The following is a 25,683-nucleotide window of genomic DNA, read 5'->3' on the forward strand; positions in this document are numbered from 1 at the left end:
GTTTTATTTTCTGCACTCACTGAAATCACATTGGCTGATTTCCGTGATGCTTTCCAGTTCTCGAAACTCGCTTTTTACTTCTTAAAAGTTTTAGCGAGTTAGCTATTGCATCGCGCGTCTGCTCAGGATCAATCATTGCGTCAATCTGACCAGTTTCCAACGAAAGATTCGCGTTTACAGTAGTTGCCTCATACTCGTCAACCAGCTGTTTTCTAAGAGCATCAACATCCTGTCCACGCTCTTTAGCTTTTTGCAAATCCTTGCGATGAATAATATTCACAGCACCTTGAGCGCCTAAAACAGCGATCTGGCTGGTTGGCCACGCGTAATTTACATCCGCGCCCATAGATTTTGAGCCCATAACAATGTAAGCTCCACCAAAAGCTTTGCGCAAAATCACTGTTACAAGCGGAACTTGAGCATTCGCGTAAGCGTAAATCACTTTTGCGCCCCTACGAATAATTCCAGCATGCTCTTGATCTGAACCAGGCTTATAACCAGGAGTATCAACCAAGGTAACAACTGGCAGATTAAACGCATCGCACAATCGCACAAATCGCGCTACTTTTTCGGAAGAATTAACATCCAAAATACCAGCGTTCACCTTCGGCTGATTTGCAACTATCCCAACAGGATGCCCTTCAATGCAAGCAAAACCAACTACTGCAGAAGCAGCATATAATTCCTGAACTTGCACAAACTCACCGTAATCAACGATTCTACGAATTACGTCTAGCACGTCGTAAGGCTGACGATCGTTATCTGGAACAATATTTGCCAACTCGCGCGCAGTTTCGCGGTCCGATCGCGTTGCAGCGTAGGCAAAAATAGGAGGCTCAGACTCGCAGCTAGATGGCAAATAAGCCAAAACTGTGCGCGCATAGTCGATTGCGTCAGCTTCATCTTCGCCCAAATAGTGAGCAACGCCGGAAGTTGCGTTATGCACAAGACCTCCGCCCAAATCGTCCATGCTAATAGCCTCGCCGGTTGCAGCTTTAACAACATCCGGGCCGGTGACGAACATGTTTGAATGTTCGCGAGTCATAATAATCAAATCTGTTAATGCAGGGCAATAAACTGCACCACCAGCGCAAGGACCAAGAATTAGTGAGATTTGCGGAATCAATCCACTTGCTTCACAAGTTTTTTTGAAAATTCGCCCGTATTGCATAAGCGCGCTAACGCCTTCCTGAATGCGAGCGCCGCCGGAATCAATTACTGCAACAACAGGTACTCGAAGCTGTAAAGCCATGTCCAAAAGATGGCAGATTTTCTCACCTTCAGCTTTGCCTAAAGTTCCGCCGCGCACAGAAAAGTCTTGAGCGTAAACTGCAACTTTTCTGCCATACACTTCACCAAAACCAGTGATTACAGCGCATCCTGCAACATCATTATTAATATCGCCGCCGTTAAAACGACCAATTTCTTCAAAAGAGCCGGTGTCAAACAGCAAGTCTAGACGCTCGCGAGCAGTGCTTTTGCCTTTTGCATGCTGGCGCTCACAAGCTTTCTGTTCCGCGTCACGAGCAAGCTGTGCTGCGTGCTGAACTGCAGCTTTTCCACGACGAGGCTGCAAGTTGCTCTCTTCGGCAGAATTACTAGCGGCAGAATTATTGGCAGTTTTCGCTGAAGTTTCAGAAATTTCAGACTTTTCTTTTACTAAAGCGCTCATTTCTGCTCTCCTTCCGACTTTTCAGAAGACTGTTCAGAAGATTTTTCAGAAGATTTTGCACTTTCGGAAGATTCAGAAGACTTATCTGCGCTCTTATCTCCAGCAAGATCAATCGTCACAAGCTTTGCGCCCGATTCCACGCCGTCGCCAGGCCCCACAAAAATTCCAGTAACAGTACCAGCAGCAGGAGCGTAAACGTAATTTTCCATCTTCATAGACTCAAGAACCACAAGCAAATCGCCCTTAGCAACCTGCTGGCCTTCAGCAACGTTCACGCGCGTAATAACAGCTTGCATAGGAGCAGCAATTACGCCAGGAATCTGTTTTTGCTCTTCAGTTTTACGCGTACTTCCACGAAGAGAACGTCCACGAAGCGGCTGAGAAGCTCTAGAAACGCTACGAACTCGCGCCGAGCCAGTCAAATTATCAACAATATCTTGCGGAATCGTAAGCTTTACGCGCTTATTATCAACCTCAATAATGAAGGATTCCATTGCAGGCTGCTTATTTTCGGATTCGTCCACGGACTTTCCAGAAACAAGCGAAGCCGGCTGTCCACCCAAAGATGAGGCAGAAACGCGGTTCAAATACTTGCGTTCCATCCACTTAGTAGACACGTCGAAACTGTGATTTTCCGCAGTAAACTCAGGATCGTTAAAAATCTGCTCAAAAAGTTTCGCAGGAGTTGGCACGCCCTCAATGCAAAGCTCTTTCAAAGCGCGACGCACGCGAGCAACAGCAGTTTCACGACTTTGTGCAGTAATAATAAGCTTACCCATCATGGAATCAAATTTTGGCGAAATATTGTCTCCAACCTCAACACCAAAATCAACTCGAATACCAGGGCCTGAAGGCCACTTGATTTTCGTCAAAGTACCAGAACTTGGAGTCAAATTCGTAGCAGGATCTTCCGAAGTAATGCGCAGCTCAAAACTGTGTCCGCGAGGCTCTGGATCTTTAATCAACTCGCCGCCGTCGGCAATATTAAGCTGTTCTCGCACCAAATCGAGTCCACTAACTTCCTCACTAACCGTGTGCTCAACTTGCAATCGCGGATTAACTTCCAAGAAGTAGACTTTATGCTGAGAAGTCACCATATATTCGCACGTGCCAAGACCAACGTAGTCAACAGCTTCAAATAGGTTACGAGAATATCGGTAAAGCTGCTCTTTTTCATCGTCGGTCAAGAACGGTGCAGGAGCTTCCTCAACCAGCTTCTGGTTTCGGCGCTGCACCGAGCAATCGCGCGTGGAATATACGGTGAAATTTCCGTGAGCGTCGCGGCCGCACTGAGTTTCAACGTGCCTGGCCTTGTCAATAAAACGCTCAATAAAATATTCGTCTAAGTCGCCGCCCTGAAGAGCGTCGTGATTCATATAAAAGCCGCGCAACTCGTCATCGTTACGAACGACAGTAATACCGCGTCCGCCGCCGCCATCCGTGCGTTTCATCATAACCGGATAGCCGTGCGTTTGCGCAAAAGTAAGAAGCTCTCGAATATCTTTTACAGGCTCCGAAATGCCCGGAACTGGCGGAACTTTCGCACGCACAGCCACGCGGCGAGCTGTAATCTTATCACCCAAGTCAATAAGTGCTTCCGGACGAGGTCCAATCCAAATAACACCAGCATCATTGACTTTCTTAGCAAAAGATGCAACTTCCGATAAGAAACCATACCCAGGGTGTACAGCATCCGTGCCGCTCCTTTTAATAATGTCAAGAATCGCGTCCTCGTTTAAGTAAGTGTCGCGATACGTGTCTCCGGAAAGTGCGTAAGCTTCGTCTGCCATTTCTACAAACTGCGCGTTGCGATCAGTCGGTGCGTAAATAGCAACAGTAGAAATGCCCATTTCGTGAGCCGTGCGAATTACTCGCAAGGCGATTTCACCGCGATTAGCGATGAGTATTTTTTTGATATTCGTAACCATAAGTTACAAAATATTCCAAGATTCTATAAAACGGTTCCACCGACATACACAAAAGCTAGAGCAAAATTTTGTACACTTCTCCAATGCAATTGATTTTTTACGCACGTAATGTGTTTAGCGAAAACGGAAACGTTTAAAAAACCGAAAGAAGGTTTATATGACTGACATGCATCAAAATAATGCTGCAACAACAAATTCTCTTGAAACTGTTGCGCATAAAGTTAAGACTGCTGCAACTTGGCTTGCTAAGCCGGTTCTTCTTACTGTGCTTTTGGCTCTTTCTACTATGGCTGGAGCTATTTATCTGCCTATTACTCCTGTGCCAATTACGTTGCAGACTCTTGTTTTGTGCATTATTGGTTTGACTTTGAGCTGGCAAAAGGGCGTTGCTTCCGTTGTAATGTATTTGGCTTTGGGCGCTGCAGGTTTGCCTGTGTTCGCTGGATTTAAGGGCGGCTGGGCCGTATTCGTAGGTCCTACTGCTGGCTTCCTCGTTGGCTTTATTTTTGGCGTTGCTGCAACTGCCGCTTTGAAGCGCGTATTCGACGTTGCTCTTGACGCAATGATGCCGGAACGCTCATTTAAGAAGACTTTCGCACGCTTCTGCACCTACTCAGTTGCTTCCATAATCGGCACGATTGTGATTTACGCATTCGGTATTTTTGGCCAAAGCTACTTAACTGGCATGCCACTTTCGACTGCTGCAGCTACTTTGATCATCTTCATGATTGGTGATCTTATTAAAGCTTTTCTCGCGAGTGTCGTTTGTTCAGGGGTATATGATATGCTCAAAGAGAAACATGCGTGAGGGTGTTTGTTCTCTATTTTCTACCTTCTCGTATTTTTCCCATCTTTCAGGTCGTGGTAACAATTCCCGGTTGCCACGGCCTGTCTCTTTTATATCTAGCTAATTGCGCAGTCAGCGCTCAGGAAAAGCGTCCTCGTCGTACGCAACAGCGTGAACATCACCGCTTTTTACAACAATATCTTCGCCTGTTTTTGCACGAATAGTAAGCGACGCATTCTTTCCAATACAAACTGCAGTACCTGTTATTACACTTCCGTCAACAGGATGTACATTTACTTCCCTATCGAGTGTCCAACACACGCAAGTTACTTCTTTAAGCAAATCTGCCACATTATTTTGATAATCTTTAACAAAATCGTATAAGCGCGAGCGCAAACGCGTTACTATACTTGCTGCAATAACGTCACGCAATTCTTGAGCTTCCGGCAGTTTTGTAATGTGCATTTGTAGAGAAGTTGCTTTTTTAATTGGAAGAACTTCTTGCGGAACGTACAAGTTCATACCGATTCCAAATACAACTCCCATAAGATCTTCTCTTCCAGGAACTGCTACGAGTTCTGTTAAAATTCCGCCTTCTTTGCAATCGTGCAAGAATATATCGTTAGGCCACTTGAGTTTTAGTTTGCAATCTTCTCCATGCATAAATGAACTTTTGTACTTACTAAATACGTCTAAAAGTGCGTCTCTTGCAGACAGTCCGGCAATAATCGGAAGCCAACCGTTTATATCCGCGTTAGTAACTATTTTTTTAGGAAGAAGAGTTAAGAAAGATACTAGAAAACTTTCTCCCGGCCTGCTTACCCACTCTCTGCCAAGCCTTCCGCGACCGGCAGTTTGATCATCTGCAGCAATAGCAAAAATTGTAGGCTTTCCGTCACTTCTTTCTGATATTTCATTATTTTGCACTATTTCTCGCGCAAAATTTTGCGTTGAATCTGTGATACTAAAAAGTTTTACATAATCTGCTACTTTTGCAGTTTGCGGCATGCTAGCCACACTTTGCGAAGAAAATAAACTCATATGTATAATTTTATACACCGTGTTAAGTGATCGCTACTGCGAGACTTTGTGCAAAAAGAAAAGATTTGCGCAAAAAGATTTGCGTAAATTTAGCACGGTGACAAAGGTTGCAAAAATTTGGTAGGTGTTTACAGGTATGAAATTGGCAGAAAGCAAGGATTTCGTTAGTAAATCTAGCAAAACTGAAGCCAGTATGCTCGAATCCTTAGCACCAAAACCTGCAGACTCTAATAAAAGCAACAAATTTATAAAAATATTAGGCGTAGTTTTTAATTATTTTCTAGGAATTCTCGTTTGTTCGCTATTAAGTTTTTGCACAAGCGTAGGATTTATATTTCGCAGCAGCTTACACACCAAACATTTAGGTTCTATTACAGATTTTGGTGTTAGTAATGCGATTATTTTTTTGATTTCCTTTATAATTTACTCTTGCATTCTTTTCTCACTTGTAATTTTTAGCAAGTCTAAAAAAGCAGTAAATTTTTTGGAAAAAGTCAAGTATTTTCTTATATCTAAATGGCACGATTTAACTGAATTAATACATACTGAAGCGCACAAGAAATTATTGCGCAGGAACGTACCTCATTTTCTTGCTAAAGCAGCTTCTGCCGCAATAGAAATATCTAATCTCGCGCTACTTTGTATACGCTGGTGCGTTTTCCACCTAACACATAGGCAGCGCAATCTTTTCATAACATTCCTACTAGGTTGGCTGTGGGTGCCGGTTACGTTTCTTGCAGCTTACGGAGCTGACCTCTGCTCGCAAATTCGCGAATACAGTTGGGCTTGGAACCAAATCACAGGATTAAAACAACCATATATTGGATTCTTCAGTTTCGTACCAGCAGACATCTACCCTACTGCTCACTACTTGTGGCCATCTAATCCAACATATTTAAGCGATCAGCACAACATAGTTCTTACTGTTATTTACGGCTCTGTCGCGGCAGTTTCGCGTTATTTTACAGATTCTAACGATGCTGGAATCGTACTTCTGGCTTTTATGCAATTTGTTTTTGCAGCCTTCTGTTTTGCTGCCACAGCAAATCGTTTTCTAAATCGACCGTGGCTTATATCTAAATACAATTACGATAAAAACAATAGCTTGCGAAAGCACAATAAAAAATACAAAACTTACGCAATTTACGCAAATGCAGAAACGCCGATGATAGCGCGCGTAATAGTTCTGCTTCTGCTTCTGTTTAATCCTTTAGTTATTTTATCTACGATTTCACTAACGAAATCACCGCTTTTTGCATTCGCTTTTACATGGTGGGTTGGCGTTTGTTACGAAATTAATAGCATTTATTTCGATAAAAATACTTGCGAAAATAGAAGCTACGACTGTGAAAATAGCGAACGCAAAAGCCGCAGAAAACTTCCAATTCACACTATAATTGAGCTAGTTATAAGCGTATCTGTAATGCTAATCGCAGCTAAATACGCTTGGTATATTCTTACAATTCAATTCGCACTGCTACTTATAGCGCATATAAAACATTGGAAACTGTGGCTTTGTGGAATCCTACTGCCGACTGTGATTATTCACGGATCAATCACAATGCTTATCTCAAGCGGCGCAATCATAAACGGCGACCCTATTGAAAGTCGCGGAGTACAATTACAGCAGATTGCTAGAATCGCAAAAGTAGATCCAAAAAGCATACCGCACTGCGCAAAACGCGCGATATCGCGAATTTTTAATCTAGATCAAGCAGCAGAAGCATACAAACCGAACGATGCGGATCCTGTAAAATCTTCTGGATTGCAATCAAAAAAAGTTAGTTACAGATGGAGATACGTAACTAAATCCGATATTAAACAGCTAGACAAAGCATGGTGGAAAACAATTACTAACAGTCCACTTGTAGCAACAGACGCTCTTGTAGCAAAATCTTACGGATATTTTGATATTCTCGACACGCCTTACGTTGGTCCAGAATATTATCTCAACACAGACAGCATACATAAATCTGTATGGATAAAACTATGGAATCCACGACTTAGATCCAAAATCTCAAAAAATATTAATGAATTAAGCGAAGAAAGCACATTAAGATTCCTAATTCACGGTAATACTTATGTGATTGGAACTCTACTAATTGGAGTTGCTGAAATTATTTTGAGACGCTGGAAAACAGTGATATGGCATATTCCTCTAGCACTGTTAATGGGCGTAATGATTATGGCTCCAGCTAATAATTTTGAAAGGCATATGCTTCCGCTTACTTTTGTATTCTGCTTTGTACTTCTAGCGTTTTGGAGAGATACGTTGAAAGCTGTTAAAAAATTATGACTCTGCGCTTAGTTAATCTGCGCTGAGTTAAAAGGAGCTAGCTTCTGCAATTTATAAAAGTGGTGGGTACTAAGAAGTAAACATTAGGAGTAGACGCAAAGCGCAAATACTAAGCAGACGCAAAGCGAAAACATAAAGCGCAAAAGCACTTGCGAGCCGCGCATTTACTAGAAAGCAACTATAAGACTATAATAGAAAAGATGATTGCTAATTATTGCTGCAACTAAGGGCACAGGATGGACGAGATTAATTCAAACCAGTTTGCGCAAGCACAGAGTGCTCATTCCGATGCCGCATCCTTAAATAATACTGAAGTAAACGCTTCAGATACATATCACGCAATGGCGAGTGACGAATCAGATGCGAATCAAAAATTCACAAATCTAAATGATGATTTTCTTTCACTTTTAACAGGAGTGCAAATTTGCGCAATACAAAAGCAGTTAGAAAAGTCAGGACAATCAAATCAATCAAATGAGCTGGTAAATCAGTCGGCACTTTCCGCAACTGTTGCAGCAAAAGAAGAATCTACTAAATCTTCCACAAACAACAAAGACGATGTTGAAGAAAAACGAAAGCACCATTTGTGGAGACGCAAAAACACAAATCAAGATCGCGAGAATACTACTGTAGAAGAAGCGCCACACTTTACGCCACTTCCTTGCGCACCAGCAGTTGAGCCGTTTGGGATTTTCGATACTCGCGATGGTCAAGTTTTTGACGCTGCCACTCGCCTACGCTTACACACTATTATTGCAACGTGTCTTATGAACGGCATCGCAGATCAGAGAGTAAACGCTTTAATACACCTATTGCAATGGCCTGATACACCGAAAATAATCGTTATAGCTGGTACTTACGGCGCAGAAATTACTAAAGATGATGGCCCTACGCGCAAAAAAGACTCTCCAGTAATTCCAGATAATACAGACACATTACGCCGCAATATTTGGCCACAATTAGGAAACTGCAACGCATATGACGCAATAGTCGAACGCGCGCAAAATAGCGCTTTACAGCGTATTAACAGATCGTGGCAAACAACGAATCTATTTGCCGGTAGCACTACCGGTAGTGCAGGTAGCGCAGGTAGCGCAAATAGCGCAAATTCAAGCGAGACTTTCTCATCACCATCCCATATAGTCTTGCTAGCAGTTCGTGAAACCCCAAGCGAGCAGTCGCTAGAAAAACTGTGTCAAATATTTACAGCATCCAAAAAGCCCGTATGCATAAGCGGAATAGTGCAGGGAGTAGATCGAGTATCATCTGCTTTAACAGCCACGCTTTCAGCAATTGCAGTAGCACCAGCTGTTAAACATTTGCCGCAAATAATTCACGCTGATGACGTATTAGCTGAACGCGCTCTTATTGGAGACAGCACTGCAGTAGAAAGCTTATACAACGACGTTTATCAAAGCCTAGCTCCGTATAATCGCGACGATCCGACTCTTAGTACAGTAGACATGTTCCTTAGATTTGGCGGAGCACTTGATCAGACAGCGCACGAACTTAATGTGCATCCAAATACTGTGAGATACCGTTTGCGCAAAGTAGCGCAAACAACTGGTTGGGATGCTACCGACCCTCGTGCAGCGTACGTACTGCAGACGGCCATTACCATAGGCCGCATCCGCGACGCGCGCTCGCACATTATGTAGCTAAGTCGCCAACTCACCAATCAAGAGACACTCACGCCGAAAACAAACTGCACGAGTGTCCCAAAAACGCAATCAAGAGACACTCACGCAGCGCGACGACCTGCCTGAGCGCTGCGATTTAGCGCGCGAGGGCAACTCGGAGCGGAAACTCGCTCAAGTTGGAAGTCCAGTGGACTTCCAACGCGAGTTTCGTAAGCGAGCGTTTATTCCTCACGGTTATTGGTAGCCGTTAGGCTGATTTGGCATGTGAAGCACACCGTGCTTCACAATTGAGCCAAATCACGCTTTGAAAGAGCTTGAAATCCCAATGATTTCAAGCTCGGTCAAAGCTCGCGCGAGCGCCAACTGCACGCGTGCCTCACTATTAAAAAACGCTGAGAAGCGCTCGCAAATGAGCACATTCTCAGCGTTTATAAGCTTTATACTTGATTTACTTTGCGAATCTCGCGCTTTCGCACAAACTCGCTAGCAATAAATCAGGCAGCGATGCTTGCAATATCCACTGGAACACCAGGAGCCATTGTGGAGGTAACAGTCACCTTAGTGATGTAACGACCCTTAATGGTGGTTGGCTTCAAGCGGCGGATTTCGTCTGCAACAGCCTTGAAGTTCTCTTCAAGAGCCTTAGCATCGAAGGAGAGCTTGCCGAAGAGGAATGACAGGTTGCCCTGGCGATCCACGCGGAACTCAATCTTACCGCCCTTAATATCAGCAACAGCCTTAGCTACATCCATGGTAACGGTGCCAGTCTTTGGATTTGGCATCAAGCTACGAGGGCCGAGAACACGACCCAAGCGGCCAACCTTACCCATCATATCTGGGGTTGCAACGACTGCATCGAAGTCAAGGAAGCCACCGGCAACCTTTTCGATAAGCTCGTCATCACCAACGATGTCAGCGCCAGCTTCCTGAGCCTCAGTAGCCTTTGGACCACGAGCGAACACCAAAACCTTAGCGGTTTTACCGGTGCCGTTTGGCAAGTTTACTACGCCACGAACCAACTGGTCAGCCTTGCGAGGATCAACGTTAAGGCGCATAACAGCCTCAACGGACTCGTCGAAAGCGTGCTTTGGCATGCTCTGCAACAAAGCGATAGCTTCAGCTGGGGTGTACAGGTTATTGCGGTCGATCTTCTCAGCCGCTTCACGATACTTCTTAGAACGCTTAGCCATTTCTACACTCCCTTTCAGTCGGTAACGGTAATACCCATCGAGCGAGCAGTACCCGCGATGATCTTCATACCGGCCTCGACGTCACGTGCGGAGAGGTCAGGCATCTTAATTTCGGCGATTTCGCGCACCTGAGCCTTGGTCACAGAACCAACCTTGTGAGTCAATGGGTTCTCGGTGCCCTTCTGAATGCCAGCAGCCTTAAGCAGCAAAGCAGCAGCAGGTGGAGTCTTCAAAACGAAGGTGAAAGAACGATCTTCGTAAACGGTGATCTCTACTGGGACGATCTGACCCATCTTGTCCTTCGTCTGGTCGTTATAGGCCTTGCAGAAGTCCATGATGTTCACGCCGTGGGAGCCTAATGCTGGGCCCAGTGGTGGGGCTGGATTTGCCTTGCCAGCCTGAATCTCGAGCTTAATAAGCGCGGAGACTTTCTTTTTCGGAGCCATAATATGGTTCTTCTTTCTTTTACAAGCGGTCCAAACGGTTGCTACAAACGCTGATACATAGACGTTACACTTAATTTTTATGCATAAACGTTGCTATAAAGCCGTTTTGCAGCTTCCTCCCGCATCTTGTATTGCTGTGCTGTGCTAGCGGATTTCTCCTCCAGTCACAAGCTTTCCTATTATGTCACATCTTCGCGACACGCTGCAGTACGAAAGCTGCAGCTACTTTTGCGCATATAACTAATCGATACACGCGGTGATATTTTTGCAGTGAATAGAAAATGTCGAAAACATCGGGAGATTGACAGTTTCAGCTCGCGTTTTGTTTATTTCATCGGTTGATTTGGTGTTTTAGACAGTTTTGCCCTACATTTTGTCTATTTCACCAAACGATTTGGTGTTTTCGACAGTTTCAACTCACATTCTGTTTATTTCACCAAACGATTTGGTATTTTCGACAGTTTCAACTCACATTCTGTTCATTTCACCAAACAATTTGGTATTTTCGACAGTTTTGACTCACAGTCATCTTTACGCGCTTCGTATCAGCTTCGATTAAATGCCAAGCAGTATCGCTTAACTACAGTACGCGGCTTCAATGGCTGAGGTTCATCTCATTCAGTGCGAAAAATCTCAAATCTCTACCACACTAATAACAAAGCATCTTCGACCAAGCAATACCCACCCCTCACTCGTAAATTCACCCACCGTTGTTATTTAGCGTACCTGTTTTTTACAACAACGCTAGTAATTTCATACAAATTAAACTACGAACAGGGCTGGTAGATAAAGCGAGTCTAGGATTTAGTTAAGTAAACCCTAGACTCACACTTTGCTATTAGACTACAAGACCAGCTTTAAAAAGCGGATCAAGCGTTCTGCTGTTCTTCTTCCTTGCGATTGCGCACGTACGTAATCACGCTCGCAACAATAAGAACCATGCCCACGACAGCGAAAATCAGTATTCCGTAAGAGCCGGTTGCAGGAAGGTTGAACCAGAAGCTCTTGCCATCAATGTTATGTTCTGGAATATTCGGGAATTCTACAACATAAGGATCTGTCACAGTATTTGTTGTAGCGACCGTAACTTCCTTTATAACATTAGAAAGCTTATAGCCTGTAAGAGCTTTAACCTCAACAAGATAAACAGGAACGCCAGCGCGAGTCTTGTATGCAGCCGCGAAGTTACCTTTATCATTTGTTGTAGCAGTCTGCACATCAGTAGCAGCAGCGCCAGCTGGTTGGGAAGCAGCAGCTGCAGCAGCATCACCAATAGTTGACGCAGCCTTGCACTCTTTCGGAAGCTGAGGCTCTTCATTCGCGCCTCTGTCAGTGCCGTTACCATTAGCGTTAGCAGCAGCATCTTTCTTTTTAGTGTTTTTATTTGCAGCAGTCTCAGCTAACTTAGCCTTATCATCAACCTTGTTACTATCAGAGTTCTGCTTTTCAACAGGCTTCGATTCCTTATTATTAGTTAAAGTGCTTGGAGAGCCAGTATTATTCTTATTAAGCTCAGCACTATTAGGTTCACTCTGCTCAGTCTGCTTCTGCTCACCCTCAGTCTTAGCAGAACCAGACTTAGTACCAGCAGTATTCTCAGTAACAGTAGCACTCTCACCAGCACTTAAAGCATAAGTTGGAGCAATCACAAAAGTAGCAAGCAACGTTGCAGATGCTACAAATAACGAAAGTAACGCTCGACTCGTGCACGAACCACACGCTTTTCGAGACGCGTTTTTAGATGATTTTACAAACGCGTTTTTGGACGCGTTTGAGCGCAAAGCGGCGCAAGAAGCCTTTTGAGACTCTCTTGCAACGCCAGAGTCAATGTGACGAGCAACAAAATCTCTAATCGCACGTACACACTTTAAAAATGTATTAGATTCCGGAGCAGTCATAACATACTCTCCTTATACAATCATAAACAATTTTTAAACTTAATGGCCCAAAAATTAACGAAACCCAAAGGCTCACATTAACAATCAGGCAGAATGCGACCCCTTTCGTAATGTACAGCTGAGAGTATACCCCCCCCCCATGGTGAGATTCAAGTAAAACTACTTACTTTGGAAATATTTATTATTTAGATTGATAAAAGCACTGCGGCTACAAGAAAATCTACCATTTTACGGCGTGTCGCAGTAAATAAAAAAAACTAAGCGAAACTAAAAAACCGGAGCACGAATAACGCACCCCGGTTTGTAAAAGTTTTATAAAAGCTCAAACAATCGGCTCCACCTGATGGAATCCAAGCTCCACAGGAGTCTCTCGACCAAAGATAGAAACCAAAACTGTAAGCTTTTGAGTTGTAGGCTCCACATCGGAAACCACAGCAGCCATAGTCGCAAATGGACCATCCGTAACTGTAACCTGATCTCCAACCTTGTAAGCCACCTCAACAGTACGCTTACGAGCAGCAGCTGGCTTATCACCAGCATTCTTCAAAGCCTCGGAAGCAATCATAGGAGCCATCATAGCCACAACTTCTTTGCGGCTAAGCGGAGCTGGTTCCTTAGAAGGACCAACAAAACCAGTCACACCCTCAGTTTCGCGCACAATACGGCGAGCATTCTCGTCCGGCCACATACGAATCAGCACATAGCCTGGCACGCGCACGCGAGTAATAACCTTCTTGCCTTTCTCGGTATGCTTTTCAACTTCCTCCATCGGAACTTCAATCTGGAAAATCTTATCTTCCAAACCAAAGCTTTGCACACGAGACTCAACATTAGTTTTCACTCGCTTCTCGTAGCCGGAGTAGGTGTGCAGAACATACCACTTACCTTCCAGCGTACGCAACTTTTGCGAAAACTCTTTTACAGCCAAAGCGCCAGCATCAGTAGGATCAACTTCTGCAGTAGAAGTTTCCGAAGAGTCAGCAGCTTCAGTAGATTCTTCAGAGCCAGTGGAATCAGCAGCTTCAACCGAGCCAGCAGTCACATCTTCAGCATTCACATCAGCAGAAGTGTCTTCATCAGACTCAGCGCTTACAGATTCAGCAGGCTCAACTACTGAATCATCAACTACAGCATCATCAACAGAATCAAGCGCCTCAAGATTAATCTCAGCTGCTTCATTATCAGTCATATCAGCATCAGTCATTTCTTCGTCAGTCATTTTGTAAACCCTCGAATCTCAACTCAGCCAAACATCCACATAACGGACTTGCCTAAGCCGAAGTCCATGAAAGTAACAAACACCATCAAGAAAATAACGAAAATAAATACAGAAGCTGACCATGCGAAAAGTTCCTTACCATGAGGAGCTATCACCTTACGAGTCTCGTCAATAGTCTGCTTAACGAACCTGATGATACGCACGAACAAATTTGGCTTTTTCGCTTTTTTACTATCGCGTGCCTGTGTCATGCCTAAACCCTTCGCTAACTGATTGATAAAATGAAACTGGCAGGGACGGCGGGACTCGAACCCACAACCTACGGTTTTGGAGACCGTTGCGCTACCAATTGCGCCACATCCCTAGGTGAACTTGCTAATCATACCCCAAAACAGAGAATATAGCAAAACCGCCAAATAGCTATGTTAGCGGAAGGCCACGATTTCCGCACCAAAACTTCAATTATTGAGTGTCGTAGAAAAATTAGAAATTGAAACAGACTAAGCTTCAACCCACTTCTTCATACGACGCATACCTTCCGCAAGCTGATCGTCAGCAAGAGCGCAAGAGAAACGCAAATATCCAGGAGCACCAAAAGCCTCTCCCGGAACAGCAGCAACATGCGCTTCATCAAGCAACATCTCAGCAAAACGAGAAGAAGTATGCGGCATCTCGCGCTTCTCTCCAAGCGGACGCTCAAGCAGCGCCTCAACGTTAGCAAACGCGTAAAAAGCTCCATGAGGAAGAGGGCAAGTAACACCATCAATATTGTTCAACGCTTCCACAATCGCTTTTCTACGAGCATCAAAAGCCTCACGCATAGTGGAAACCACATCCAGCGAGCCACCGACTGCAGCAATTGCCGCACGCTGCGAAATATTAGAAACGTTGGAAGTCATGTGGCTTTGCAACTTTACAGCAGACTTCGCCACATCTGCCGGAGCAACCATCCAACCGACGCGCCAACCCGGCATAGCGTAAGTTTTAGCAACGCCATTCAAAATCAGCAGCTGATTGCGGATCTCTGGCACCTCGACGCCAATATACGAAGTCGAAATGCCGTCGTAATGCAAGTGCTCGTAAATTTCGTCAGAAAGCACCCAAATATGGTGTTCAAGCGCCCATTTTCCGATTGCGCGAATAGTTTGCGCACTCCAAATAGCGCCCGTAGGATTGGAAGGCGAAGTTACGATGATTGCGCGCGTGCGCGGTGTGCTAGCAGCCTCAATCGCCGCAATATCTGGCTCAAAACCGCGCTCTGCACCTGCTAAAACCGGCACAGGTACGCCGCCGGCAAGCTTTACCGCTTCCGGATAACTCGTCCAATACGGAGCTGGAATAATAACTTCGTCGCCATCGTTTAAAAGAATTTGGCAAGCTTCGTAAACTGCTTGCTTTCCGCCGTTTGTTACAACGACTTGATTTGGGGAAACTTCGTAGCCGGAATCTCGCTGCACTTTGCGCGCAATCGCCTCTCTAAGCTCCGGCAAACCGGCTGTGGCAGTATAACGATAGTTGCGCGGGTCTTTGCAAGCAGCTGCGGCTGCTTCAACAATGTAAGAAGGAGTAGGGAAATCAGGCTCGCCTGCACCAAAGCTTACAACGTCGATGCCGTCAGCTTTCATAGCTTTCGCCTTGCCGTCTACTGCTAAAGTTGCGCTCGGAGCGACTCGGTTAATGCGCTCGCTTAATACGCGCCAATTTTCTTGCGATGAAGTTTCTGCAATATTATCTGCCATGTATTCCAGTGTAACCTTAAGCCGAGAAACGACGAATCTGCCGGAAATTACCAGGCGTTTGCGCGACGAACTGTTTTCGCACTTAAAGCGTAGCGCGCGATGACTTGCTTTCTGCGCGAGTGTCTCATTTTGTTTGTTTTGAGACACTAGTGCAGTACTGTTACTGCGTTATTGTCTCTGTTTGGCTGTTTTCGGACATTCGCGCAGTTATCGTTCTGCAAGAGTGTCTCATTTTGCTCATTTTGAGACACTAGTGCAGTACTGTTACTGCGTTATTGTCTCAAGACCGGCGTAGTGAAACATTTTCCGGAAAATTCCCGGCAAATGTAGTTGCAGTTAATTTACACAAGCACAAGATTGTCGCGATGCACCACCGGATGCGCATACTGCCGTCCAAGCGACTTCTCAAGCTCATCGCTCGTGCGCCCCATAATCTCCGGAATCTCCTCCGCATCAAAAGCAACCAATCCTTTAGCTAAATGATTGCCCTGCTCATCATCAATCCACACCGGATCCGTCGCCGAAAACTCGCCGCGCACATCAACAATTCCAGCCGCAAGAAGACTTGCGCGACCTCCACGAACCGCCTCCGCAGCACCAGCATCAACAACCAAAGTTCCATGCGGATAAGAAGCAAAACCAATCCAAAGTCGCCTTGAAGAATCACGCGTATTAACAGGCGCAAACGCAGTACCAACAGCATCGCCTGCAAGAGCCGGCCCAGCGTTACTCGCGCAAGTTAACACGGTAGGAATACCCGAAACTGCAGCAACGTGCGCAGCTTCAATCTTTGTGATCATTCCGCCGGTACCAACTCCAGAAACACTTGAACCAACTTTTACTTTCTCTAAAGCACGCGTCACATCTGGTACAAAACTTACACGCTTAGCTCCAGGCTCGCTCGGAGGAGCAGTATACAAAGCATCAACATCCGTAAGCAATACCAACGCTTCCGCACGCACCACATTTGCTACAAGCGCAGCAAGACGATCATTATCGCCAAAACGAATTTCGTTACTAGAAAGCGCGTCGTTCTCGTTTACGATCGGTATTACGCCAAGCTCCAGCAGACGAAGCATTGTTCGCTGCGCATTGCGGTAACGCGAAGGCGAAATAGTAACATCCGCTGTAAGCAGCATCTGCCCTACTCTGAAACCAAATTGCGCAAACGCAGACTCATACTGAGCCATAAGCAAGCCTTGACCAACCGAAGCCGTCGCCTGCTGAGTCGGCACATCCTTAGGACGCTCATCAAAACCAAGAAGCCCAAAACCTGCTGCAATAGCGCCAGAAGAAACTAGTACTACACGCGCACCCATCATTTGCACATGACTAATCGCAGCTACAAGCGCACGCAATTTTTGCACATCAAGATGACCTGACGCGTCAGTAAGCGAACTTGAACCAACTTTTACTACGATTGTGCGCGCCTCACGAATTGAACGCCGAACCCCTTCTTCGGTTAGCTCAATTGCAGGATTACTCATAAAATTCCTCTTGATTCTACTAGTTTTTACTCTTCACCGCGGCCGAATAAGCTATTTTCGTCATGACGATCATCGTCAACAGATGGATCTGCCCAGTGCCCCGACTTACGTTCGGCCATCATTGCGTCGCGAACAGCACTCTTAGCATCCATCATGCTGTGATAGTCGCGTCTACGCTCCGCATTAGTACGACGAGAGTTCCTAGGATCATTCGCCTCAAGACGCAAATCCCTACCACGAGCACCCAAGCTTGCTCCATCAAGACCTTCTGCTCCAGCAGCAATACTTGGATCCCAGTCGAAGCAAACCATACGATTTCCGCGGCCAATGCGAATCTCATCTCCAGGACGAGCACCCTTCTTACGCAACTCATCCTCAACACCAAGCTTCGCAAGACGATCAGCCAAATATCCAACAGCTTCATCGTTATCAAAGTTCGTTTGAACAACCCAACGCTCAGGTTTCATGCCAGTAACGGTAAACCAAAAATCACCGTTTTTGTCTTCTTCACGTTCAATAGTGAAGTCCGCACTATTTCCACGTCCATCATCGCGGCGTCGACGCAACGCTGAAGTCTGCTGCTCAAGCGGCTGAATAACAACACGCTCTTCTTCTCGCGCTGCTTCCTCAGCAGCAAGCTTCTCACGCATCTTTTCAACCAATCGTCCGAGAGCAAAACCAAGCTCTTTCAAACCTTCGTGCGATGCGGTAGAGATTTCGAATACGTCTAATCCCATCGCCTCAAATTCGCCGCGCACAAAATCAGCTAGTTCTTTAGCTTCAGGCACATCAACTTTGTTTAGCACAATAATGCGCGGACGTTCAGGAATCGGAATAGCGCCCAGCGGAAGCTCAAGCTTATCAGCATACTGCGCAAGCTCATGCTCAAGAGCGTGATAATCGCTAATAGGGTCGCGATTTGGCTCCAAAGTTGCGCAATCGATTACGTGAGCAATAATTTCAGTACGCTCAATATGACGCAAAAACTCAAGTCCCAAACCCTTACCTTCAGAAGCGCCTGGAATCAAGCCTGGAACGTCAGCAATCGTATAACGATAGTTGCCAAAACTTACAACTCCCAGATTTGGCACGAGAGTAGTAAACGGGTAGTCAGCAATTTTCGGCTTAGCTGCACTAATAGACGCAACTAAACTTGATTTTCCGGCAGAAGGAAATCCAGCTAAAGCCACGTCTGCAATTGATTTAAGTTCCAAAATTACGTCACGCTCTTCGCCAGGCTCTCCTAAAAGAGCAAATCCTGGAGCACGACGAGTTTTATTAGCGAGAGCAGCATTTCCAAGACCGCCAGCGCCACCAGCAGCAGCAACAAAACGATCACCCGGTTGCTTTAAATCAGTCAAAACTTCACCCGGGCGTTTTGCAGAACCAGCCGCGCCTTTAGCCGTAAAAATAACTGTACCAACAGGAACAGGAAGTACTAAATCAGCGCCCTTTGAACCGTCTTTTGTATCACCAAAACCCATTGTGCCGTCTTCAGCAGTACGATGCGGCATAAAACGATAGTCAAGAAGGCTATTTGCGTTACGATCTGCTACAAAAATAACAGAACCACCATCGCCTCCGTTGCCACCATTTGGACCAGCTAAAGGCTTGTACTTTTCGCGACGCACGCCGGCAGAACCATTGCCGCCGTCGCCACCCTTCACGTGCACTGTTACGCGATCCACAAAATCACTCATATCGCTACCTTACCTGAATAGCACAACACTTAACTTCCACGTTTTAGTACTCTTAAAAACGCAAAATGAGGAGAACAAAAAAGCCGCACCGAACTGGGTGCGGCTAAAAAGATGATAATCGAAGCGACTCAGGCAGTCACAACGTCAACAACCTTGCGGTCGCGACGAATGCCGAACTTCACATTGCCGTCCACCAAAGCGTACAGCGTGTGATCCTTACCCAAAGCCACGTTCTGACCAGCATGGAACTTGGTGCCGCGCTGACGAACGATAATGTTGCCAGCCACCACAGCTTCACCGCCGAACTTCTTAACGCCAAGATACTGCGCCTGTGAATCGCGACCGTTGCGCGAGCTAGACGCACCCTTCTTATGTGCCATCTTGCTGTCCTTTCAGGTTTATAACACCGTCAATCAGGCAATGGCCGTGATCTTGACGAGAGTCAACTTCTGACGATGACCCTTGCGACGAGCCACGCCAGTCTTGTTCTTAAACTTCATAATGCTGATCTTCGGACCCTTGGCTTCGTCGTTTACAACTTCGCCCTTTACCGAGATCTTTGCAAGATCCTTAGCGCTTAAGATAACCTTAGCGCCGTCAACTACGAGCGCGACCGGGAATTCCACGGTATCGCCCTTCTTTGCATCGAGACGGTTCACGAGGATGGCATCTCCAACCTCGACCTTCTCTTGATGGCCACCGGCCTTCACAATCGCGTACATAATTCGTTCCTTGCTCAATTGAAAGCTTCTTGTCTAACGCGCAGCAGTCAGGAGCACGTCAAGACACCGACTATCAAAATTACACCCACCCCTGTACTTACGTCAAGAGCTTATTTTTTATAGCCAGAATAGACAATAGTCAATATTGTACTCATGCCACATACTTCATTGATTATTGTCTATTATTTAGCCGCTTTCCAACACAATTATTTTGGTTGAATTACAGGAAATTCTGTAGTTATTTCTGCAGGTTCACTAACTTTCCCGTTATATTTCTGATTTTCAGAAATATCTGATTTAACTGACTCTTTAGCAGCATTTACAATATCAACTTCCAGCTTAGCTACAGACTCTGCAGAAATTTCCGCATGCGCAGAAGAGTCACCATTATCAGTAACGGAATCCAACGATTCTACAGCATGCAAAGCTGCGGAATCTTCAGCAGAAACATTTACTGCAGCGCCGGAATTATCAGAACCGGAATTATCAGCGTCAGAATTATCAGTAAATTCCGAAGACGACGAATCGTCATTATTTTTATCAGAAGAATCTACAGTAGTAGTTGCCGCAGCAATTTGCGCAAACTTAGCTCGCACATCAGCACTAGAACCCTGCTGCTTAACAGTCGCAGACTCGACTAAACTACCATGACCGTGTTTATTAGTTTTAATAAACGGATCTCCACCCTTAAGCGCATAAGGATCAGCATACTCAGAAGAAACAGTCGGCTCATCATGCAAAATAAAGCCACGCCCCTTACAAGTTGGGCACTCCTCAGAGAAAGCTTCAACCAAGCCCTGTCCTACGCGCTTACGCGTCATTTGCACAAGACCAAGCGAAGTTACTTCCGCAACCTGATGCTTAGTGCGGTCTCGAGCCAAGCACTCAAGCAGTCTACGAAGAACCAAATCGCGATTTGCTGGCATAACCATATCAACATAATCAATCATGACCATGCCACCAATATCACGCAAACGCAACTGACGAGCAATCTCTTCAGACGCTTCCAAATTGCAGCGAGTTACAGTCTCTTCCAAAGACTTACCGCGACCAATAAATCGGCCAGTATTCACGTCAATCGTAGTCATAGCCTCAGTTCTATCAATAACAATCGAACCGCCAGACTGCAAATAAACTTGACGTTCCATACCCTTACGAAGCTGACTATCAATCTGCCACTTATCAAATATATCTTTGCCCTCATGCTCAGCAGGATCCCAATACTCAATCTTGCTCAACAAATCAGGAGCCATCATCTCAAGATATTCTTTAATTCGCTGGCACACGCCTTCGCCTTCAACGATAAGCTTCTGGAAATCATCGTTGAAAATATCGCGCACAACACGAATAGCCACATCCGGCTCGCCTTGAAGCAACTTCGGACGTTTGCCGTGCAAAAACTCCTGTCGCTTTTCTTCAATACGCTCCCACTGACGCATAAGCGACTCAAGATCCTTCTGTATCGCTTCCTCAGTAGCGCCCTCAGCGGCAGTACGAATAATCACACCCATATCTTTTGGCGCAATCTTAGAAACAATTCCGCGCAAACGCGAGCGCTCGCGGTCAGAAAGCTTTCGACTCACGCCAGTCATACCGCCAGAAGGAACCAATACTAAGAATCTACCGGCAATAGTCACCTGGGAAGTTAAACGCGCACCCTTATGTCCAATAGGATCCTTCGTAACCTGCACAAGAACAGGATCTCCAGACTTAAAAGCAAGCTCAATTCTTCTAGGCTGACCTTCCAAACGGGTCATATCCCAGTTGACTTCGCCTGCGTAAAGCACACCATTTCGCGCTTGACCAATATCCACAAACGCGGCTTCCATGCTAGGCAAAACGTTTTGAATACGGCCAAGATAAATATTTCCTACTGTAGCAACTTCCTGAATATCAGAAACGTAATGTTCTACGAGAATATTGTCTTCTATAACGGAAATTTGCGTGTGACGATCACGTTCTCGCACAACCATAAGTCGCTCAACATTTTCACGACGCGCTAGGAAATCTTGCTCCATAATCATGTTCTGACGGCTGCGCTCGCGACGATTATCACGACGACGCTGACGTTTCGCTTCTAGTCTTGTGGAGCCTTCAATATCGGTGATCTCATCAATATACTGCTGCTTGCGAGAGCGGCGTGGGGCATTATCCTCAGAGCTTGCGTCTGATATTGTGCTGTTTGCAGCATCATCCGAAGATTTCGAACGGCGACGGCGACGGCGACGAGTGTAAAGCGTCTCCTCTTCTTCCGCGCTTGCTCTAAGCTCATCAGGATCTGGAATAATATCGCTATCGTCCTGTGAAATTTCTCCATTATCCTGTTTAAGAGTTGTGCGAGAACGACGACGCCTGCTGCCACTGTATGTGAAGTTATCACTGTCTTCAGAATCTTTACTTAGATTTTCGATGGCGTTATCGATGGCGTTATCTCTAGCATCATTACTTGCATCATTACTTGCGTTATCGCCGTAATTGCCGTTATCAGCGTTTGCGCTCTCTTCTTTAGCTCTACTTCCACGACGGCGACGACGACGAATAATCATCCCATCTTCGCTGTCATTGTCATAGTTTTTGTCATTATCGCGAATGCTGCTACTGTCGCTGCTATCACGACCATTACTGCTATCACGACCGTCTCGACCATCACGATCTCGACCGTCTCGACCGTCGCGCTTTCTACTGTCGCGCTCGCTTCTGCCAGTTCTTTCGCTATCAAATAAGTCGCTTATATCAAGCGTCTCTTCAACACCGCGCGTAATAGGGGCATAAACTATATCGTCATAAACTAAATCTTCCTCAATTTTTTCAACTTCCGCCGCAGCACGACGTTCTGAAGCGTTCAAGCGGCGAGAACTGCGAGATCTGGAAGAAGTTTCGTCAAGAGTACGCTTTTGACGGCGGCTAACTGCGCGAGTATCTTCAGAATCACGATAGTCTTTAGTATTTCGACTGTCTCGATTTTTACGATTATTGCGACCGTCTCTACGACTTTGATCAGCGCTACTGCTGCGAGAATCGCTACTATTACGAATATCGTCATTATTACGGCTGTCAGCATCGTCTCGATCAGCGTCATTGTTACGAGAATTACGCAAATCGCGAGAGTTACGGGAGTTGCGAGAACTCGCGCTTTCTGATAAATCATCTAGTTCGTCTGTATCAGAATTTCCACGGCTTGCGCGCCTTCCTTTATACTCTGTTTTAGAGGAAGCTCGCCTATTTTTCTCACTATTCGAACGCTCATCGAAAGAGTCAGTATCGTTCGAATTCTCAGTATTATAACTACGATTAGGCAAAACTGGTTCTTGGAAAAGAAGCGAAGTTATTGGCCTAGCTGCATACGGAGCACTGGTATCCTGAACGTGCAATTTCATCGCTTCACCGGCAGCACCAGCAACTCTAACTACTCTACGCGATCCACGACGGCGACGCGTAGTGACATCAGAATCACTCACACTGCGCACAAACGAAGTTCCGTTTTGTGCAGTAACGCCAGAAGTATCAGACTCATTATTAGAAGTCTTATTTACAACAGTATTTTCTTTGGTATTATCTGGCTGCAACGTTGAAGACTTTTGATTGTCTTGCACATACGATGCGCCTTCCCCAGCTTCAGGCACATTGAAGCCATCTCTTGTTATTCCGGGCACTATGCTCCTCACGAAACGCTGCATCGTTTCGTATCCTTGGCTTAGCATGGTTTCACTTATGTGAATCACACTTAAGCTCTCTATAAAGTCTAGCTGCGCGACGGCGGACACCAGCCTCACTTAAACCCTTGCGAGGGGATCGACGCCATCGAATGCTTCGGCGGCTTGCAGTGCCACCGCTCTCTAGTATGCCATATTGCAACGTCAAATAACATGCAATCTATATGTGTGCACCATAGTTTTTTCTACTTTTTCGATATACTTTCGCTATACTTTTTCGATATACTTTTTCGATATACTTTTTCGATATACTTTCGTGCGTTATTTAAAAGACCATTTTCATATAACGCACTATTACGCAACAAACTCACTATTACGCAACAAACTCGCGAACTTATACGCAACTACCACAATCCAATAATCAGCGCTAGAATCATGGGCATGGGTTTAATCAGCGCTATGCAAGGGTTTTGCGTAATCGGCATTGTTATTATCGCAGGCTATATCACTGCTCGCATGCGAGTTGGCGGATCGCAAGCTCAAATGGTAATGAACAGAGTAAGTTTTTTCGTTTCCAGCCCTTGTTTAATGTTTGCAATTCTTTCCAAACAGCCAATTTTTGAGATTTTTCATTCTTCAATCTTTGTTGCATTCTTTTCTGCAATGATTGTTGGCGTTGCGTTTGTGTTGCTTAATCGCATTTGTTTCCATCTTCCTGCGTCTGATTGCACTATTGGCGCGCTTAACTCGCTTTATTTGAACTCGAATAATATTGGCTTGCCGGTTGCGACTTATATTTTGGGAAATCCTGCGCTTGTTGCTCCGATTTTAGTTATGCAACAGGCTGTATTTACTCCTGTTGGCTTGACGGTTTTAGACATTACAACTACAGGAAAATTCTCGCTTAAGCGCATTGCTCAGCAGCCCCTAAAGCAGCCACTTTTAATTGGTTCACTTGGAGGAATTATTATTTCCGCAATTTCCGCAAAAGTTGGCTATTTCCCTGTTCCGAATTTTCTTTACGATCCTATTAAAATGATTGGCAATTCTGCAGTTCCAATGATTTTAATGGCTTTCGGAATGTCTCTTTACGGCAGCAAGCCTTTGCAAAAAGATTCCAATCGCGCTGCTATTGCGACAGTTGCGATTTTGAAAAACTTGATTATGCCAATTGTTGCGTTTTTGCTGGCTTATTTTGTTATGGATTTTCGCGGCGCAACGCTTTACGCTTGCGTTGTGTTAGCGGCGCTTCCGACTGGCCAGAACGTTTACAATTACGCTGCTCGTTACGATGTTGGCTTGAGTTTTGCTCGCGATGGAATCCTGTTTTCGACTGTTACTAGCCCACTTTGTATTGCCGTAATTGCCGCCGTTTTAGGGTAACTTTAGAGGCGTATTTGCAACTCTTTGCAATCAACTCGCCGACATCTATGCAATATTTTTGCAGTCAATAGAAAATGTCGAAAATATCGGGCAATTTTGTGTTTTCGACAGTTTTGGCTCACATTCTGTCGATTTCACCAAGCGATTTGGTATTTTCGACAGTTTTGGCTCACATTCTGTCGATTTCACCAAATGATTTGGTATTTTCGACAGTTTAAGTAAGCTGCAAAAAAAATTGTGGCAAACGCGTTATCGCACTTACAGACCCACACACCTAAAACTCCAACTCAGCATTCTTTAACAACTCATCAAACATCGCATGATACAAGCTCAAATTCAAAGACTCTATCCGCATAATAGTCGAGATTTTGCACCGTCATAAGCATATAAATACCCTGCTCCGTAAAAGCATAAGGAAGCTTTCTGCGGCCACCCCAACTTGATGTAGAATTTTTCGACATCAAGTTTTTGAACTCATCAACAGTTAACTGAAACATAAAGTCGTTATCAAATTTTTCTACACTTCTGACACAACCCCATAAATCACAAGCACAATACAAAATCAACCACAAGCCACAAAACATCTAAAAACTAGCAGAAAACTAGCATGCATCAGCCTCAATTAAATGCCAAACGGTATCACTTAACCTAACAGTACGCGGTTTCAATGGCTGAGTTTCATCTTCCCAAGCTCTTCCAGCAAACTCTGTAACAATAGCACTAGAAAAATTGTCTTCTGCTTCCTTAGCCCACTTATCAACAATATCGTCCGTAATAACGAATCCGTTTTCTGCCGTATACGTATTACCACTCATCTTGCATCCCTTATCTCTTGTAAAAATCCTTTTGTAAGTCTATTCGCATGAATTATAAGTACTGCAT

19 protein-coding genes, 1 tRNA gene and 1 pseudogene are annotated in these 25,683 nt (G+C 45.1%); 4 read left to right on the plus strand and 17 right to left on the minus strand.

Features of this window, described 5'->3' with window-relative positions; translation table 11 throughout:
- Nucleotides 1-25: 25 nt before the first annotated feature.
- Nucleotides 26-1,672 (minus strand): acyl-CoA carboxylase subunit beta, encoded by a 1,647-nt coding sequence (locus tag ACNEUN_RS03135; protein WP_463630743.1) that lies wholly within the window; start codon nt 1,670-1,672, stop codon nt 26-28.
- The gene (locus ACNEUN_RS03140; RefSeq protein ID WP_463630745.1) at nt 1,669-3,600 is read right to left on the minus strand and encodes an acetyl/propionyl/methylcrotonyl-CoA carboxylase subunit alpha; all 1,932 of its coding nucleotides are present in this window, start codon (nt 3,598-3,600) and stop codon (nt 1,669-1,671) included. Before ACNEUN_RS03140 ends, ACNEUN_RS03135 begins: the two co-directional genes overlap by 4 nt.
- 157 nt (nt 3,601-3,757) lie before the next feature.
- Here ACNEUN_RS03140 and ACNEUN_RS03145 point away from each other — a divergent pair, with 157 nt between their 5' ends.
- Entirely contained in the window at nt 3,758-4,408 is a 651-nt protein-coding gene (locus tag ACNEUN_RS03145; RefSeq protein ID WP_463630746.1) for a biotin transporter BioY, read from the plus strand.
- A 111-nt stretch (nt 4,409-4,519) separates the two neighbouring features.
- On the opposite strand, the gene ACNEUN_RS03150 is transcribed toward ACNEUN_RS03145, so the two are convergent.
- Complete coding sequence (locus ACNEUN_RS03150; RefSeq protein WP_463630748.1) at nt 4,520-5,428, minus strand: biotin--[acetyl-CoA-carboxylase] ligase; 909 nt, start codon at nt 5,426-5,428, stop codon at nt 4,520-4,522.
- Between the two features lie 247 nt (nt 5,429-5,675).
- On the opposite strand from ACNEUN_RS03150, the gene ACNEUN_RS03155 reads away from it, so the two are divergent.
- Nucleotides 5,676-7,724, plus strand: coding sequence for a DUF6020 family protein (locus ACNEUN_RS03155; protein ID WP_463630825.1), 2,049 nt, complete (start codon nt 5,676-5,678; stop codon nt 7,722-7,724).
- Between the two features lie 236 nt (nt 7,725-7,960).
- Nucleotides 7,961-9,382: a PucR family transcriptional regulator gene (locus ACNEUN_RS03160; protein WP_463630749.1), complete on the plus strand. Its 1,422-nt coding sequence runs from the start codon at nt 7,961-7,963 to the stop codon at nt 9,380-9,382.
- A gap of 476 nt (nt 9,383-9,858) precedes the next feature.
- Here ACNEUN_RS03160 and rplA read toward each other — a convergent pair whose 3' ends face one another.
- The 12 genes from rplA to ACNEUN_RS03220 all read right to left on the minus strand — a co-directional run bounded on the left by rplA (nt 9,859) and on the right by ACNEUN_RS03220 (nt 23,418).
- The gene (gene rplA / locus ACNEUN_RS03165) at nt 9,859-10,554 is read right to left on the minus strand and encodes a 50S ribosomal protein L1 (RefSeq protein WP_427876259.1); all 696 of its coding nucleotides are present in this window, start codon (nt 10,552-10,554) and stop codon (nt 9,859-9,861) included.
- 14 nt (nt 10,555-10,568) lie between these two features.
- The gene (gene rplK / locus ACNEUN_RS03170) at nt 10,569-11,000 is read right to left on the minus strand and encodes a 50S ribosomal protein L11 (protein ID WP_463630751.1); all 432 of its coding nucleotides are present in this window, start codon (nt 10,998-11,000) and stop codon (nt 10,569-10,571) included.
- An 869-nt stretch (nt 11,001-11,869) separates the two neighbouring features.
- Complete coding sequence (locus ACNEUN_RS03175; protein WP_463630752.1) at nt 11,870-12,898, minus strand: SpaA isopeptide-forming pilin-related protein; 1,029 nt, start codon at nt 12,896-12,898, stop codon at nt 11,870-11,872.
- A 322-nt stretch (nt 12,899-13,220) separates the two neighbouring features.
- A complete protein-coding gene (gene nusG, locus ACNEUN_RS03180; RefSeq protein WP_463630827.1) occupies nt 13,221-14,087 on the minus strand; it encodes a transcription termination/antitermination protein NusG in 867 nt (288 codons plus the stop codon).
- Between the two features lie 53 nt (nt 14,088-14,140).
- Nucleotides 14,141-14,368 (minus strand): preprotein translocase subunit SecE, encoded by a 228-nt coding sequence (gene secE / locus ACNEUN_RS03185; protein ID WP_427876251.1) that lies wholly within the window; start codon nt 14,366-14,368, stop codon nt 14,141-14,143.
- Nucleotides 14,369-14,405: 37 nt separating this feature from the next.
- Nucleotides 14,406-14,481: transfer RNA gene (locus ACNEUN_RS03190), tRNA-Trp, on the minus strand.
- Between the two features lie 136 nt (nt 14,482-14,617).
- Nucleotides 14,618-15,856, minus strand: coding sequence for a pyridoxal phosphate-dependent aminotransferase (locus ACNEUN_RS03195; RefSeq protein WP_463630754.1), 1,239 nt, complete (start codon nt 15,854-15,856; stop codon nt 14,618-14,620).
- Between the two features lie 341 nt (nt 15,857-16,197).
- On the minus strand, nt 16,198-17,343 hold the full coding sequence (gene proB, locus ACNEUN_RS03200; protein WP_427876247.1) for a glutamate 5-kinase: 1,146 nt from the start codon (nt 17,341-17,343) through the stop codon (nt 16,198-16,200).
- Nucleotides 17,344-17,369: 26 nt separating this feature from the next.
- A complete protein-coding gene (gene obgE / locus ACNEUN_RS03205) occupies nt 17,370-19,043 on the minus strand; it encodes a GTPase ObgE (RefSeq protein WP_463630756.1) in 1,674 nt (557 codons plus the stop codon).
- Between the two features lie 128 nt (nt 19,044-19,171).
- Nucleotides 19,172-19,423 (minus strand): 50S ribosomal protein L27, encoded by a 252-nt coding sequence (gene rpmA / locus ACNEUN_RS03210; RefSeq protein WP_004106248.1) that lies wholly within the window; start codon nt 19,421-19,423, stop codon nt 19,172-19,174.
- Nucleotides 19,424-19,456: 33 nt separating this feature from the next.
- A complete protein-coding gene (gene rplU, locus ACNEUN_RS03215; RefSeq protein ID WP_427876241.1) occupies nt 19,457-19,765 on the minus strand; it encodes a 50S ribosomal protein L21 in 309 nt (102 codons plus the stop codon).
- A gap of 206 nt (nt 19,766-19,971) precedes the next feature.
- Complete coding sequence (locus ACNEUN_RS03220; protein ID WP_463630759.1) at nt 19,972-23,418, minus strand: Rne/Rng family ribonuclease; 3,447 nt, start codon at nt 23,416-23,418, stop codon at nt 19,972-19,974.
- Nucleotides 23,419-23,859: 441 nt separating this feature from the next.
- On the opposite strand from ACNEUN_RS03220, the gene ACNEUN_RS03225 reads away from it, so the two are divergent.
- Nucleotides 23,860-24,801, plus strand: coding sequence for an AEC family transporter (locus ACNEUN_RS03225; RefSeq protein ID WP_427876238.1), 942 nt, complete (start codon nt 23,860-23,862; stop codon nt 24,799-24,801).
- Between the two features lie 371 nt (nt 24,802-25,172).
- Here ACNEUN_RS03225 and ACNEUN_RS03230 read toward each other — a convergent pair.
- Both ACNEUN_RS03230 and ACNEUN_RS03235 read right to left on the minus strand, forming a co-directional pair.
- A pseudogene (locus ACNEUN_RS03230) lies at nt 25,173-25,325 on the minus strand (ORF6N domain-containing protein); the annotation flags it as partial.
- Nucleotides 25,326-25,403: 78 nt separating this feature from the next.
- A complete protein-coding gene (locus ACNEUN_RS03235) occupies nt 25,404-25,616 on the minus strand; it encodes a hypothetical protein (RefSeq protein ID WP_463630761.1) in 213 nt (70 codons plus the stop codon).
- Nucleotides 25,617-25,683: the final 67 nt, after the last annotated feature.

The organism is Gardnerella sp. C0684A1 (genome assembly GCF_055326835.1).

Excerpts from the sequence above, each read along its gene's own strand:
- ACNEUN_RS03135 (WP_463630743.1), bottom strand. The coding sequence starts at position 1,672 with ATGAGCGCTTTAGTAAAAGAAAAGTCTGAAATTTCTGAAACTTCAGCG.
- ACNEUN_RS03140 (WP_463630745.1), bottom strand. The coding sequence starts at position 3,600 with ATGGTTACGAATATCAAAAAAATACTCATCGCTAATCGCGGTGAAATC.
- ACNEUN_RS03145 (WP_463630746.1), top strand. The coding sequence starts at position 3,758 with ATGACTGACATGCATCAAAATAATGCTGCAACAACAAATTCTCTTGAA.
- ACNEUN_RS03150 (WP_463630748.1), bottom strand. The coding sequence starts at position 5,428 with ATGAGTTTATTTTCTTCGCAAAGTGTGGCTAGCATGCCGCAAACTGCA.
- ACNEUN_RS03160 (WP_463630749.1), top strand. The coding sequence starts at position 7,961 with ATGGACGAGATTAATTCAAACCAGTTTGCGCAAGCACAGAGTGCTCAT.
- rplA (WP_427876259.1), bottom strand. The coding sequence starts at position 10,554 with ATGGCTAAGCGTTCTAAGAAGTATCGTGAAGCGGCTGAGAAGATCGAC.
- rplK (WP_463630751.1), bottom strand. The coding sequence starts at position 11,000 with ATGGCTCCGAAAAAGAAAGTCTCCGCGCTTATTAAGCTCGAGATTCAG.
- ACNEUN_RS03175 (WP_463630752.1), bottom strand. The coding sequence starts at position 12,898 with ATGACTGCTCCGGAATCTAATACATTTTTAAAGTGTGTACGTGCGATT.
- nusG (WP_463630827.1), bottom strand. The coding sequence starts at position 14,087 with ATGACTGATAATGAAGCAGCTGAGATTAATCTTGAGGCGCTTGATTCT.
- secE (WP_427876251.1), bottom strand. The coding sequence starts at position 14,368 with ATGACACAGGCACGCGATAGTAAAAAAGCGAAAAAGCCAAATTTGTTC.
- ACNEUN_RS03195 (WP_463630754.1), bottom strand. The coding sequence starts at position 15,856 with ATGGCAGATAATATTGCAGAAACTTCATCGCAAGAAAATTGGCGCGTA.
- proB (WP_427876247.1), bottom strand. The coding sequence starts at position 17,343 with ATGAGTAATCCTGCAATTGAGCTAACCGAAGAAGGGGTTCGGCGTTCA.
- obgE (WP_463630756.1), bottom strand. The coding sequence starts at position 19,043 with ATGAGTGATTTTGTGGATCGCGTAACAGTGCACGTGAAGGGTGGCGAC.
- rpmA (WP_004106248.1), bottom strand. The coding sequence starts at position 19,423 with ATGGCACATAAGAAGGGTGCGTCTAGCTCGCGCAACGGTCGCGATTCA.
- rplU (WP_427876241.1), bottom strand. The coding sequence starts at position 19,765 with ATGTACGCGATTGTGAAGGCCGGTGGCCATCAAGAGAAGGTCGAGGTT.
- ACNEUN_RS03225 (WP_427876238.1), top strand. The coding sequence starts at position 23,860 with ATGGGTTTAATCAGCGCTATGCAAGGGTTTTGCGTAATCGGCATTGTT.
- ACNEUN_RS03235 (WP_463630761.1), bottom strand. The coding sequence starts at position 25,616 with ATGAGTGGTAATACGTATACGGCAGAAAACGGATTCGTTATTACGGAC.